Raw genomic sequence first — 13,450 nt, 5'->3', positions numbered from 1 at the left:
GGGCTCACATCAATGAATTGCGGAGCTCGCCATGTTGGAAAAGATCGTTGAAAACGTCATTGCTCGTGCTAAAGGCTTGGCTCAAGAGCATGGGGTTTCTGTGTGCGTCAGCGTGGTCGACGCTTCAGGCCTGCAGGCTGGTTTTCTGCGGATGGATGATGCGATCCCTGGTGCCATCGACATCGCTATCAAGAAGGCTCGTACCTCTGCATTGTTCCATACAGATAGTGCGTTGTTTGCTGAGGGTGCGCGGCCATTGGGTTCGATTCACAGCCTGGAGGCCAGCAATGGCGGGTTGATCAGTTTTGGCGGCGGTGTTCCTTTGCGGGATGCCCAAGGCAAAGTAATCGGTGGTGTGGGCATTTCAGGCGCAACCGTGGAAGCGGATCAGCTGATCGCGGTGGGAGCCGCTCAGCTATGAGTTATGCCCAGCAACGGCTCCATCCAAGCGTGTGGGCGCTGGCGGTTACCGCGTTTGCGATTGGTGTGGCTGAGTTCATTGTGGTGGGGATATTGCCCACCATTTCTGATGAGCTCCAGGTGCCTCTATCGCGAGCCGGCAGTCTGGTGGGCCTCTATGCGCTTGCGCTTGCTGTCGGCACGCCTCTGATGGTGCTTCTGTTGGCCAGATTTCCTCGCAAACCAGTGCTCCTGGGGCTGATCGCGGTCTTCTTGTTTGGAAATCTGCTGTCTGCTCTATCAGGTGATTACTCTTCATTGCTAGTCGGTCGAGTAGTCACTGCGGTGGCACATGGGAGCTTCTTCGCCATAGGTGCCACCGTAGCGGCGCGTTTGGCTCCGAAAGGCCAAGAGAGCAGCGCTATCGCGGTCATGTTCGCCGGTCTTACGTTGGCGATGGTAATTGGTGTACCTCTTGGCAGTTTCCTGGGCAACGGATTCGGCTGGAGATTGCCTTTCTTCGCTGTGGTGGGACTGGCTGCTGCAGGGTTCATCGCCACGCTGTGCTGGTTGCCCAAACTCGATGCACCGGCAGGCGTAAAGCCGGTGACGCAGTTGGCTGCAGCAGTTAACCCAGCGATCCTGACGATGATGGCAATCACGATCCTGGGTTTTGGCGCTTCGTTTGCGGCATTTACGTTCATCACTCCGATCCTCACAGACATCACTGGTTTTTCGGGCAATGTAGCGAGCATGTTGCTCGTGGTGTTCGGAGGTGCAACGCTCGTTGGCAACTTGCTGGGAGGGCGACTCGCGTCAGCAATCGGCTGGCAGGCCGCGCTTCGATGGCTGCTCCTGGCGTTGGCCGTGGCATTGGTTGCTGTCGCGCTACTGCTGCCTCGCCAGGGGGCGATGGCGTTCCTTCTGTTTGCCTGGGGTGGTCTGGCGTTTGGGATCTCTCCCGCCGTACAAGGTGGGATGCTTGCCACTGCCCAGCGCTTTACTCCCAAGGCAGTGGATTTCGCCTCGGCGTTGAACATCTCCGCGTTCAATCTCGGCATCAGCTTGGGAGAGGTTACGGGGAGCGCCATGGTTGGGCATGGACTCATGGCGCTCACGCCTTGGGCTGGTGTTGCAGCTGCAATCTTTGCTCAACTGCCACTGGCATGGCTGGTGAGGCATGAGCGTCGTTCAACTGTGAGCATGGCCCTGAACTGAGGCTGGCTTCAGTCACCTCGGCTTAGCGTTGCGCCCGTTTCGCGCCGCAGGTATCACGAACTATCAGCTTGGGTTTGAGCAGGTACTTCATGGGTGGCGCGTCAGGGTTTTTCAGGCGCGACAACAGCATTTCACTTGCGACCTCTCCGAGACGCTCTGGCTCTAGGGCGAGTGTCGTCAGGGGAGGGCTGCAGTAGGCCGAGGCGGCAGTTCCATCACTGCCGACCAGGGCTATATCCTCTCCGGCTTTCAGACCGCGATTGCCCAGTTCGCTCAGGGCGCCTGTAGCGATGAGGTCGTTGTAACAGACCACGCCAGTAGGACGGTGCTCCTGGTCGAGTAGTCTGCTCATGCCGTCCTTGCCACCTGCGAGGCTGATTGCTGTCTCGATCATCCAGTCGGTGTTTGGTGTGATGCCATTTTTCTCAAGGCAATCACTGTATCCACGCAGACGCTCCATGCTGACCGCGTAGGTGCTGTTTCGACCGATAAATGCGATGTCCCTATGGCCGAGGTCGATCAGATGCTGAGTCGCCATCTGGATGCCCAGGTAGTTGTCTGCACCTACGAAATCGGTGTCTTCTCCTCCCAGCGCCCGCATGACGGTGACGAAGGGCAATCCCCATTGCCGGAGCGAGGTTACGAGCTCTACTGGGGTTTCGAATGTTGGGCAGATGATGATGCCCGCAGCTTTGTGCTCTCGCATCGACGCCAGTACCTGACGCTGTACGTCCTGATCTTCAGCCGTATGGGCGAGTAGGGTGATGTAGCTGGACTCAAGCAGTTTCCGCTCGGCGCCAATGAGTAGCTCCACAAAAAAGGAGTTGCTCAGGTCGTTCACCACCATCCCGATGACGTTGGACACGCCCTGGCGTAGGTTCGCGGCGCTTCGGTTGTACACGTAGCCGAGCTGTTCAGCAGTAGCGCGAACCTTCTCCGCAGTCGCAGGGCGGACAAGGGGGCTGTTGTTCAGAACCAGCGAAACGGTTGATTTCGATACACCGCTCGCCTTGGCGATATCGGTGATGGTGACCTTTTCGTCGCTTGGGCGCGTGCTCAACGGAAAAATCTCTACTTATGGCGGGATAGGAACGTTCCAAAAGTACCAATTTTATGCCGTTCATTGCTAGCCAGTTATCGACGATCTTACCGATTCTGAGCGTTTTTCTCGTACAGATCGTTTGAATTTCTCACCATTCCAGCTCAGGTCATCCTACCTCCAGCCGACGAAGGGTGTTGACAGCTTAAATCAGGCAATTTACCTTTTTGGAACGTTCCAAAAACAATATGGAACGATTTAATAACAAAAATGGTGACCGTCATGAACGTTGTCTACTCTCTGCTTTCCCTGCTCCGCTTGCGTACCTGTGCGCGTCCTTCTGCTTCGCATCCATCCACGACCAGCTCCCCGGCTACTGCTCAATCTGCCCTCACTGAAGTGAGCGCGGATCCGTTCGCAGGCGCCTTGGGCTTGGCCGTACTCGCGAACATCGCAAGTCTCAGCCCAAGACATTGAGGGACAGCCGCTCCTGAGCGCTGCCATTCCAAAATTCCATACGGCGTAAGGATTTATGAAAAAGCTCATCACTGCTGAACAGGCTGCGAGCCTTATCCACGACGGCGACACGGTTACCGTCAGCTCTTCCAGTGGTCTTGCATGCCCTGATGCAGTGCTGGCCGCCCTCGGGCAACGCTACCGTGACACTGCTCATCCTGCTGGCCTCACCATGCTGCATCCGATTGCTGCAGGTGACATGTACGGCATCAAAGGGATCGAGCACCTCGCACAACCTGGCCTGATCAGTAAGGTGATGGCAGGTTCTTACCCAAGCGGCCCTTCGTCGCTGCCGATGCCAGAGATCTGGCGGATGATCACCGACAACGAGATCGCCGCGTACAACGTTCCTAGCGGCATCATGTTCGATCTGCACAAAGATGCTGCCGCTAAACGTCCTGGCGTGCTAACCAAAGTGGGTCTCGACACGTTCGCTGATCCATCACGCCAGGGCTGTGCGATGAACGATCTCGGCGCCGAGCATCCGATTGTCGAAAAGGTAAACTTCGCTGGCGAAGATTGGCTCTTCTTCCCAACCATCGTCCCGAAGGTCGCAATCATTCGTGCGACCACTGCTGATGAACGCGGCAACCTCTCGTTCGAGCACGAGGGCGGTCTGCTCGGTGCGCTTGATCAAGCTCTGGCCGTGCGCAACAACGGTGGCATCGTCATTGCCCAGGTCAAACGCGTCGTTCGGGCCGGTTCGCTCAAACCTCATCACGTTCATGTGCCTTGCAACCTGGTCGATCACGTAGTTGTAGATCCCAACCAAATGCAAACCACCCAGGTCTCCTACGACCCGGCCATCAGCGGTGAAATCCAGCAGCCAGAATCGGCTTTCGAAACCGCGCCGTTCAATCCGGAAAAAGTCATTGCCCGTCGCGCTGCTCTGCATGTCGAGCAGGGCATGGCGGTCAACCTGGGCTTCGGCATCTCTGCCAACGTCCCACGTGTTCTTCTCGAGGAAGGGCATAACGGGGCTGCAACCTGGGTAATCGAGCAAGGCGCTGTTGGCGGCATGCCGCTGCTGGGCTTCGCCTTTGGCTGCGCGGCTAACGCCGATGCGATCATGCCGTCCTCGGCCCAGTTCACGTACTTCCAAGGCGGCGGTTTCGATCTGACCCTGCTGTCCTTCCTGCAGATCGACCGTCACGGCAACGTGAACGTTTCGAAGTTGCCAGGCAAACCATACCTGACTGCAGGTTGCGGCGGTTTTGTGGACATCACCACCCATGCCAAGCGGATTGTGTTCTCTGGCTTCTTCACTGCCGGCGCCAAGCTCGAAGCAGGTAACGGCGAACTGCAGATCCTGCAACAAGGCAAATCCCGCAAATTGGTAGAAGCCGTAGATCACGTCACCTTCAGTGGCCGTATGGCTCTCGAGCGTGGCCAAGACGTGACCTATGTGACTGAGCGCTGCGTGATGAAGCTCACCCCAGAGGGCCTCATGGTCACTGAAGTCGCCCCAGGGATCGATCTCGAGAAAGACGTGCTCGCCCAAGCCGAGTTCCCACTGCTGGTCGCTGACAACGTCAGTGTCATGAACCCAGCACTGTTCACTGACGCCCTCATGGGCCTGCAACTGAAGGAGCGCCAAGCATGAGCGCCGAAGGCATTGTCTCCCTTGAGATCCAAGGGCATGTGGCAATCGTCACGCTTGAGCGTCCAGCCAAGCTGAACGCCCTGACTCCTGAAATGATCACCGCCCTGGGCAACGTTGCGAGTGATCTCGACAAACGTACCGATCTGCGGGCGGTGGTTCTGACTGCCAGTGGCGAACGCGCTTTCTGTGTCGGCGCCGATATCCGGGTTTGGTCGGGCTTGCAGCCTCTGGACATGTGGCGTCAGTGGGTTCGTGACGGTCATCGCGTGTTCGATGCCTGGGCCAACCTTCGCCTGCCTGTGATCGCAGCCATCAATGGGCATGCGTTCGGTGGCGGCCTGGAGCTGCTTGCTACGGCTGACATTCGCGTATCGGAGCTCTCCGCGACATTCGCACTTCCGGAGGCTGGTATCGCGACTTGCCCGGGCTGGTCGGGCACCCAGCGATTGGTCAAGTTGATCGGGCCGAGCCAAGTGAAATTGATGGCTTTGACTGGTCGTCGTATCGACGCCAACGAGGCGCAGCGAGTAGGACTCGTCCAAGACATCTGTGAGCCTGGCAACGCTCTGGCCCATGCCTTGGAACTGGCGCAACAAATCAGCAAGCAGGCACCGATCTCGGTGCAACTGACGAAGCAACTTATCGACGCGGGCACCGGCATCAATGTAGCCGCAGTGCTCGAGGGAATGGCCGGCGCACTCGCCGCCACCACCGCAGATGCAAGAGAAGGCTTGGCCAGCTTCAGCGAGCGTCGTCCAGCAGATTACCAAGGAGTATGAAATGCAATTTTTGACCGTTGAAAACACCACCCAGATCATTGGCCAGCCTTACAAAGGCCGCATGCTGATTGACGGCGAATTGTGTGAAGCTCACAGCGGTGCTATCGCTGAACGTCGTAGCCCAGCCCATGACGTGGTGGTGGGTATCTACCCTGACGCCGCTCAAGGTGACGCTGAGCGCGCTGTAGATGCTGCACGTGCCGCGTTCGATGAAGGCACCTGGCCAAACATGTCGGGCCGTGAGCGTGCTGAAGTGCTGCTCAAGGTTGCCGAGGGTATCTCTGCACGCGTCGAAGAAATGGCTCTGATCGAATGCCTGGAGACTGGTAAGCCGCTGAGCCAAGCACGTGGTGAAGTAAGCGGCTGCGTTGACCTGTGGAAGTATGCTGCCTCGCTCGCTCGCACCCTGCACGGCGAGAGCTACAACACCCTGGGTGACTCGCATCTGGGCGTTGTACTGCGTCAGCCTGTGGGCGTGGTCTCGATGATCACTCCTTGGAACTTCCCAATCTGGATCTTGAGCCAGAAGCTGCCCTTCGCTCTGGCGGCTGGGTGCACCACCGTTATCAAACCGAGCGAACTCACCAATGGTACCACCCTGATGCTGGGCGAGATCCTGGTTGAAGCCGGCCTGCCGAAAGGCGTCGTGAACATCGTAACCGGCCTGGGCCCAGCGGTAGGCCAGCCGCTGGTTGGTCACCCGAAAGTCGACATGGTTTCGTTCACTGGCTCCACTCGTGTAGGCCGTCTGATCGCCGCCGAAGCCGGCGCTGCTCTGAAAAAGGTATCGCTGGAGCTGGGTGGTAAGAACCCACAGATCATCTTCCCTGACTGCGACTGGGACGCTGCCGTGGATGCTGTTGTCTTCGGCGTGTACTTCAACGCGGGTGAGTGCTGCAACAGCGGCAGCCGCATCCTGGTACACAAAGACATCGCCGAGCGCTTCTCCGATGCTGTCATCGAACGTGCCCGCCAAGTACCGGTTGGTGACCCACTGCACCCAGACGTGAAAGTCGGCGCCATCATCAGTGAGATGCAACTGGGTGGTATCCAGGCTGCAATCGAAGAGGCTCGTAAAGCAGGTGCGACCATCAGCTTGGGTGGCGAGCGTCACGAGACCGAGCGTGGCCTTTACCTGCAGCCGACCATCGTCACCGGTGTAACTCCGGAGATGACCATCGCCCGTGAGGAAGTATTCGGCCCTGTGCTCTCGGTACTGACCTTCGAATCGGTGGACGAAGCAATCGCCCTGGCCAACGACACCTGCTACGGCCTGTCGGCTGCGGTCTGGAGCAAAGACATTGATGTCTGCCTGAAGGCTGCTCGGAAAATTGATGCCGGTACCGTATGGGTCAACACCTTCCTGGACGGCTTCGCTGAACTGCCATTCGGTGGCTTCCGCGATTCCGGGCTGGGCCGTGAGCTGGGCCAGCACGCTGTTGAAGATTACACCGAGCAAAAGACCGTCCAATTGCACATCGGCGAGCGCCAAAACTGGTGGCTTCCGAAGTAAAACGCCGAGCTTTATTGCATAAAAATTGGAACGTTCCAAAAAAGTTGAGAATGCAGCCATGACAAACAACAACAATATTTCGCAACGTCCCATCGCACTGGTCACCGGAGGCCGGCGCGGAATCGGCGCCGCCATCGTGCTTCGACTGGCTCGTGATGGTTTCGACGTTGCCTTTACCTGCCGTAGTGAAGACGAAGTGGCTCAGCAGCTGTGTGCTGAGATCGAGTCGCTGGGCGGGCGAGGACTGGCAGTCGCCAGTGAGTTGCAGAGCCTGGAAGCCCACGCGCAGTTGCTCGAGCGTGTTCAGGCGTGGGGTGGTGCAGTCGATTGCTTGGTAAACAACGCTGGCATCGGCTCGCCGTCCCGTGGCGATCTTTTGGCAATGAAACCCGAGGCATTCGATGTTGTGCTGGCAACCAACCTGCGCGGGACTTTTTTCCTGACGCAGCAGGTGGCTAAGCAGATGCTCGAGAACCCCTCGTCGCATCCCCGCAGCATCGTCAATGTTTCCAGCGTGAGCGTAGAGCTTGCTTCTCCAGAGCGTGGCGAATACTGCATGTCCAAGGCTGCCTTGGGCATGTCCACCAAGCTGTTTGCCTTGCGCTTGGCGCCGGTGAACATCGGCGTATTCGAAGTGCGTCCGGGTGTTATCCGTACCGACATGACTGCTGGCGTGGCTGACAAGTACGAGCAGCGCTTCAAGGATGGACTGGTACCGATGGCTCGCTGGGGCGAAACCAGTGACATTGCTTCCATCGTCAGTTCGCTGGCCAGTGGGCAGTTTGGCTTTGCCACAGGCTCTGTCATTCACGCCGATGGCGGCCTCGCCATCCCACGTCTGTGAGTGCCGTCATGACTTACGACTACATCATTGTCGGAGGCGGTTCGGCGGGCTGTGTGCTCGCCAATCGACTCAGCGAAAATCCAAGCAATAAAGTGCTGCTGCTGGAAGCTGGAGGAGGGGATCGCCATCCCCTGTTCAGCATGCCGGCTGGCTTCGCCAAAATGACCAAAGGACGGGGCTCCTGGGGCTGGTCGACAGTGCCTCAGAAGCACCTGAAAAATCGGGTGCTGCATTTCACCCAGGCCAAGGTCATCGGCGGAGGCTCTTCGGTCAACGCGCAGATCTACACCCGTGGCGCGGCTGCTGACTATGACGAGTGGGCTAGCGAGCATGGTGCTGATGGTTGGGCGTACAAAGACGTTCTGCCTTACTTCAAACGTGCTGAAAACAACCAGCGCTATGCCAACAAGTACCACGGGTACGAAGGGCCCCTGGGCGTTTCGAATCCGATCAGCCCCTTGCCGATCTGCGAAGCATTTTTCCAGGCAGGTCAGGAGTTGGGCATTCCGTTCAACCCCGACTTCAATGGCGCCGAACAGGACGGACTGGGGTACTACCAGCTGACCCAGTTGAACGCCAAGCGCTCTTCGACTTCGGTGGCTTACCTGCGCCCGGTTATGAGCCGCTCGAACCTGACCGTAGTGCTCGATGCTTTGACCCATCGAGTCGTGCTTGAGGATAAACGTGCAGTTGGCGTTGAAGTGTCCGTGCAGGGTGCGACCCCAGTGCTCTACAAGGCTTCGCGAGAAGTCATCATCAGTAGTGGTGCTATCGGGTCGCCGAAGCTGCTCCTGCAGTCCGGCATTGGCCCGGAAGATCACCTTCGTGAAGTGGGTGTGAAAGTTGAACATGCATTGTCCGGCGTGGGCAGCAACCTCCAGGATCACCTGGATCTGTTCGCCATCGCTGAATGCACCGGTAACCATACCTATGATCCATACGGCAAACCGCATATGGCCGCGTGGGCTGGTCTCCAGTACCTGCTGCTGAAGAAAGGCCCTGTTGCGTCCAGCCTGTTTGAAACAGGTGGGTTCTGGTATGCCGATCCTGCAGCCCGCTCGCCTGACATCCAGTTCCACCTCGGTCTGGGCTCTGGCATCGAAGCCGGTGTCGCCCAGATGAGCAATCCGGGTGTGACCCTCAACTCGGCGTTCCTGCGTCCTCGCTCACGCGGCACCGTTCGGTTGGCCAGTGCCAACCCCACCGATGCTCCGCTGATTGATCCGAACTATTTCGCCGATCCCTACGACCGCGAAATGTCGATCAAGGGCCTACGTCTGGCTCGTGAAATTCTCGCGCAACCAGCGCTCAAGCGCTTCGTCTTGGCCGAGCGCCTGCCTGGTCTCGACAAGCTCAGCGACGAACAGTTGTTCGAATACGCCTGCGCGAATGCCAAGACCGATCACCACCCAGCTGGCACCTGCCGTATGGGCCACGGTGATGATGCGGTGGTCTCGACCGACCTCAAGGTTCATGGCCTCACCGGCCTGCGGGTTGTGGACGCGTCGATCATGCCTCGTCTGAACAGCAGCAACACCAACGCCCCGACCATCATGATCGCCGAGAAAGCGGCAGATCTCATTCTTGGCAAAGCCCCCCAGTCAGAGGAAAAGTCTCGTGAATATTCTGTTGCCCACGCTTGATGGCCGTATTGACCGCTACGAGCTGAAAAACGCTGACGCGCCTTTTGCCAAGTTCGAGAAGCGCCCGCTGAGCCGCATCGCCTACGCCGCCGCTCACGTAGTGATTGATCCTGCTCGTCCAGCCAACCCATGGGACGAAACTGTCGCCATCGACTGGGACAAGACGCTGGGCTTCCGCGAGTACCTGTGGAGTCTCGGCTTCAAGATCGCCGAGGCGATGGATACCGCTCAACGCGGCATGGGCCTGGGCTGGAAAGAGTCTGCTGAACTGATCCGCCGTAGCGTCACCCACGCTCGCCAGATCGAGGGTGCTGACCTGAGCTGTGGCGTGGGTACCGACCAGTTGGTCGTAACCCCATCGACCACCCTGGACGACGTACTGACCGCCTACCGCGAGCAGTTCGAAGTGGTCGACAGCGTAGGTGGCAGCGCCATCCTGATGGCCAGCCGTGCACTCTGCGCGGTAGCCAAGGGTGGTGAAGACTACGAGAAGGTCTATTCGACCCTGCTGGGCGAAGCTCGTCAGAAGGTCGTACTGCACTGGCTGGGCGAAGCTTTCGACTCCAACCTGCGCGGCTACTGGGGCAGCACCGATGTGCCGACCGCGATGAACACTGTGCTGTCGATCATTGAGTCCAACGTCGACAAGGTCGACGGCATCAAGATCTCGCTGCTTGAAGCTGAGTGGGAGATTGAACTGCGTCGCCGTCTGCCAGAGGGCGTCAAGCTCTACACCGGCGACGACTTCAACTTCGGCGAGCTGATCGCAGGTGATGCCACTCATCACTCGCATGCACTGCTGGGCATCTTCGACCCGATTGCCCCAGTTGCTGCTCATGCGCTGGCTGCCCTGACCGATGGCGACCTGGCGCGCTATCACGCCCTGATGAACCCAACCGTTGCACTGTCTCGCGAGATCTTCAAGGCCCCGACTCGCTACTACAAGGCAGGCGTCGTGCTGCTGGCTTGGCTGAACGGTCACCAGGATCACTTCACCATGCTGGGTGGTATGCAGTCGGCTCGCTCGCTCTCGCATTACAGCGAAGTGTTCCGTTTGGCGGATCAAGCCGGCGTCCTGATTCAACCTGAGCTGGCTGTTGAGAGAATGAAGGGACTGGCTTCGGTGTACGGAGGCATCACTGGCTGATTGACGCAGCACAACCGGGCGTAGGGTTCGTGCGTGCGAACCCTACTGTGCGACACAAGAACAATAAGGGGATCCCCCATGAGCACCATAGCCGATAGCGTTTCGGACACTGCGACTGTTGCTGAGACGGTCGACAAGAAGGATCTACACCGGGTCATCGTGGCGAGCATCGCCGGGAGCGCCATGGAGTGGTACGACTTCTCGATCTATGGCACAGCGTCAGCTTTGATTTTCTCCGAGCTGTTTTTTCCAGGGCTCGACAAAGTCACTGCGCTGCTGGCGATCTTCGCCACCTACGCAGTCGGGTTTGTTGCGCGGCCATTCGGCGGACTGTTCTTTGGTCGTGTGGGCGACCGTAAAGGCCGGAAGTTTGTATTGGTCTCCACCGTACTGTTGATGGGTGTATCCACGCTGTTGATCGGATTGCTGCCCACCTATACGCAGATCGGCGCCTGGGCGACAGGATTATTGGTGATTTTGCGACTGCTGCAGGGGTTTGGCTCTGGAGCCGAGCAAGCAGGTGCCTCGCTGATTGTGGCGGAGTTTGCTCCCAAAGAGACCCGAGGCTTCTACGCCTCGCTGCCTTTCGCCGGCATCATCATTGGCATTCTGCTGGCGGCAGGGATGTTCTCTCTGGTGCAACAGATGCCCCATGACGATTTCATTGCGTGGGGCTGGCGGATCCCTTTCTTGTTCAGTGTTGTGGTCATTGCTGTCGGCATCATCATCCGGTTGCGGGTTAAGGAAAGTCCGGTCTTCGAGGAGATGAAGCGCAAGAAGCTCGCGAGCAAGCAGCCTGTGAAAGACCTGCTTCGCTACTCCCGCAAGAACCTGATCGTGGCTTGCTGCCTGCGTATGGGTGAAAACGGCACCTCGTACCTCTATCAGGTGTTCGCCTTGAGCTACTTGGCGAAGGTACTGCTGATTGATAAGTCGGTAGGCACATTGGGGCTGATTGCTGCTGCAGCTATATCGGTGTTCACGATTCCTTTTATTGGCTACCTGTCGGATCGCCTGGGTCGTCGCGTGATGTACCGGGTGACAGCACTGATCGCTGCGCTGTGGGCATTCCCTGCCTTCTGGCTGTTCAACACGATGGACTCGACACTGATCGTATTGAGCATGGTGGTTGCGATCAGCCTGGGTGCCTTTGGCATGTATTCGGTGCAAGCCGCGTACTTCCCTGAATTGTTTGATGCGAGATATCGCTACACCGGTATCGCTGTAAGCAAGGAGTTTGCTGCTCTGGCTTCTGGTGGCATCGCCCCGTTCGTTGCCGCTGCGTTGCTGAGCTGGTCGGGTAATCACTACTGGCCTGTAGCTGCTTACGTCATGTTGCTGGCGGGTATCTCTTTCGTGGCCACTTTCTTCGCACCCGAGACACGCGGTTCTGAGATCAGCATCTGATCTCAGCGATTACACCTATCCAATAAAAAAAGTGAGGCGTGTATGACTGTTCAACTCGAAATGCCTGTGCAGGCCAAGGCCATTGCACCGTCTGCGACCAAAATTGCCTTCATTTTGGTCACCAGCTTGTTCTTTATGTGGGGGCTTTCCCACGGTTTGCTGGATGTGCTTAACAAGCATTTCCAGGACACGTTGAATGTGAGCAAAGCTCAGTCGGGCTACCTGCAGGCGGCGTACTTCGGTGCCTACTTCATCGTCGCTTTGCCTGTTGGTATCTTCATGGATCGCTTTGGCTACAAGGCTGGGATCCAGGTGGGGCTGGCTCTCTTCGCGCTGGGCGCACTGCTGTTCATTCCAGCCACTGGCGCCGGCACATTCTTCGCCTTCCTCGGAGCCTTGTTTGTCTTGGCTTGTGGTTTGGGCTGCCTGGAAACGGCTGCGAACCTCTATGCTGCGGTGCTGGGCAAACCGGAAAATGCTGCTCGCCGACTGAACCTCGCACAGTCATTCAACGGGCTGGGTGCGTTCGTAGGCCCACTGATTGGCGGCTCGCTGTTTTTTGCTCCCCCGGTTGCTTTGGTTGGCTTCACCATCGATCCCGTCATGCTGACTTATGTCTGCCTCGGTTTGGTTGTCGTCTTGATGATGGTCGTGTTCGCGGCGGTGCCACTGCCTGAAATTCAGGCCGAGGGTTCGTCGTCCGGGAAGGAGGGGAATGGCCGCTCGCTGTGGTCGCACTCGAACTTCACTGGGGCCTTGGTTGCGCAGTTCTTCTACATTGCTGCTCAAGTTGGTGTTGGCGCGTTTTTCATCAACTACGCCATTGAGCACTGGAGCGGCTTGACCACGCAGAAAGCGTCGTACTTGCTGTCTATTGCGATGCTCAGCTTCATGATCGGTCGCTTTGTCAGCACCTGGCTGATGCGCTTCATCCCTGCCACCACGATGCTCATTGCATACGCATTGTTCAACGCTGTTCTGTGTGCTGTGGCCGTGTCGGGTATTCAGGAGCTCTCGGTGTATGCCCTGGTCGGTGTGTTCTTCTTCATGTCCATTCTCTACCCCTGCATCTTTGCCATGGGGGTTCGTAACTTGGGTGCGCACACCAAGAAGGCTGGTTCGTACCTGGTCATGACGCTGGTAGGTGGCGCTATCGCTCCTTACTGCATGGGGGCCATCGCTGACGTATACGGCACTGCTACGGCGTTCCTTGTTCCCCTCTTATGCTTCCTCGTTATCGCTGGCTACGGCATTAAGCAGCGTCGCGAGATTTAATTGCTGGTGTTTGATCGTACCTAACTAACTCGGTATCTCGATCAGCCACTTGCTACCTGTGGTCATT

General features: G+C 57.8%; 11 protein-coding genes. 10 read left to right on the top strand and 1 reads right to left on the bottom strand.

The annotated features are described in order from the left end of the window. Positions 1 to 31 precede the first annotated feature (31 nt). Complete coding sequence (locus AC6I6U_RS28635) at positions 32 to 421, top strand: GlcG/HbpS family heme-binding protein (protein WP_497879334.1); 390 nt, start codon at positions 32 to 34, stop codon at positions 419 to 421. Continuing rightward, on the top strand, positions 418 to 1,617 hold the full coding sequence (locus tag AC6I6U_RS28630) for an MFS transporter (protein ID WP_497879333.1): 1,200 nt from the start codon (positions 418 to 420) through the stop codon (positions 1,615 to 1,617). The genes AC6I6U_RS28635 and AC6I6U_RS28630 overlap by 4 nt, the downstream gene beginning before the upstream one ends. A gap of 22 nt (positions 1,618 to 1,639) precedes the next feature. On the opposite strand, the gene AC6I6U_RS28625 is transcribed toward AC6I6U_RS28630, so the two are convergent. After that, complete coding sequence (locus AC6I6U_RS28625) at positions 1,640 to 2,677, bottom strand: LacI family DNA-binding transcriptional regulator (RefSeq protein ID WP_497879332.1); 1,038 nt, start codon at positions 2,675 to 2,677, stop codon at positions 1,640 to 1,642. A gap of 511 nt (positions 2,678 to 3,188) precedes the next feature. Here AC6I6U_RS28625 and AC6I6U_RS28620 point away from each other — a divergent pair. The 8 genes from AC6I6U_RS28620 (at position 3,189) to AC6I6U_RS28585 (ending at position 13,383) form a co-directional block, all read left to right on the top strand. Next, positions 3,189 to 4,775, top strand: a complete 1,587-nt coding sequence (locus AC6I6U_RS28620; RefSeq protein ID WP_497879331.1) for an acyl CoA:acetate/3-ketoacid CoA transferase — start codon at positions 3,189 to 3,191, stop codon at positions 4,773 to 4,775. Further along, on the top strand, positions 4,772 to 5,554 hold the full coding sequence (locus AC6I6U_RS28615; protein WP_497879330.1) for an enoyl-CoA hydratase/isomerase family protein: 783 nt from the start codon (positions 4,772 to 4,774) through the stop codon (positions 5,552 to 5,554). Before AC6I6U_RS28620 ends, AC6I6U_RS28615 begins: the two co-directional genes overlap by 4 nt. 1 nt (position 5,555) lies before the next feature. Next, positions 5,556 to 7,067 (top strand): aldehyde dehydrogenase family protein, encoded by a 1,512-nt coding sequence (locus AC6I6U_RS28610; protein WP_497879329.1) that lies wholly within the window; start codon positions 5,556 to 5,558, stop codon positions 7,065 to 7,067. 58 nt (positions 7,068 to 7,125) lie between these two features. Then, the gene (locus AC6I6U_RS28605; protein ID WP_497879328.1) at positions 7,126 to 7,911 is read left to right on the top strand and encodes a 3-ketoacyl-ACP reductase; all 786 of its coding nucleotides are present in this window, start codon (positions 7,126 to 7,128) and stop codon (positions 7,909 to 7,911) included. A gap of 8 nt (positions 7,912 to 7,919) precedes the next feature. After that, complete coding sequence (locus AC6I6U_RS28600) at positions 7,920 to 9,554, top strand: GMC family oxidoreductase (RefSeq protein WP_497879327.1); 1,635 nt, start codon at positions 7,920 to 7,922, stop codon at positions 9,552 to 9,554. After that, positions 9,529 to 10,701: a dihydrodipicolinate synthase family protein gene (locus AC6I6U_RS28595; protein ID WP_497879326.1), complete on the top strand. Its 1,173-nt coding sequence runs from the start codon at positions 9,529 to 9,531 to the stop codon at positions 10,699 to 10,701. Before AC6I6U_RS28600 ends, AC6I6U_RS28595 begins: the two co-directional genes overlap by 26 nt. Positions 10,702 to 10,779: 78 nt before the next feature. Beyond that, a complete protein-coding gene (locus AC6I6U_RS28590; protein ID WP_497879325.1) occupies positions 10,780 to 12,108 on the top strand; it encodes an MFS transporter in 1,329 nt (442 codons plus the stop codon). A 42-nt stretch (positions 12,109 to 12,150) separates the two neighbouring features. Further along, on the top strand, positions 12,151 to 13,383 hold the full coding sequence (locus tag AC6I6U_RS28585) for a sugar MFS transporter (RefSeq protein ID WP_497879324.1): 1,233 nt from the start codon (positions 12,151 to 12,153) through the stop codon (positions 13,381 to 13,383). Positions 13,384 to 13,450 lie beyond the last annotated feature (67 nt).

The organism is Pseudomonas sp. UTLPPB19802, assembly GCF_059730225.1.
The sequence above is the reverse complement of the archived record's forward strand: the minus strand, read 5'-3'. Positions and strand labels throughout refer to the sequence as shown.

Excerpts from the sequence above, each read along its gene's own strand:
- AC6I6U_RS28635 (WP_497879334.1), top strand. The coding sequence starts at position 32 with ATGTTGGAAAAGATCGTTGAAAACGTCATTGCTCGTGCTAAAGGCTTG.
- AC6I6U_RS28630 (WP_497879333.1), top strand. The coding sequence starts at position 418 with ATGAGTTATGCCCAGCAACGGCTCCATCCAAGCGTGTGGGCGCTGGCG.
- AC6I6U_RS28620 (WP_497879331.1), top strand. The coding sequence starts at position 3,189 with ATGAAAAAGCTCATCACTGCTGAACAGGCTGCGAGCCTTATCCACGAC.
- AC6I6U_RS28615 (WP_497879330.1), top strand. The coding sequence starts at position 4,772 with ATGAGCGCCGAAGGCATTGTCTCCCTTGAGATCCAAGGGCATGTGGCA.
- AC6I6U_RS28610 (WP_497879329.1), top strand. The coding sequence starts at position 5,556 with ATGCAATTTTTGACCGTTGAAAACACCACCCAGATCATTGGCCAGCCT.
- AC6I6U_RS28605 (WP_497879328.1), top strand. The coding sequence starts at position 7,126 with ATGACAAACAACAACAATATTTCGCAACGTCCCATCGCACTGGTCACC.
- AC6I6U_RS28600 (WP_497879327.1), top strand. The coding sequence starts at position 7,920 with ATGACTTACGACTACATCATTGTCGGAGGCGGTTCGGCGGGCTGTGTG.
- AC6I6U_RS28590 (WP_497879325.1), top strand. The coding sequence starts at position 10,780 with ATGAGCACCATAGCCGATAGCGTTTCGGACACTGCGACTGTTGCTGAG.
- AC6I6U_RS28585 (WP_497879324.1), top strand. The coding sequence starts at position 12,151 with ATGACTGTTCAACTCGAAATGCCTGTGCAGGCCAAGGCCATTGCACCG.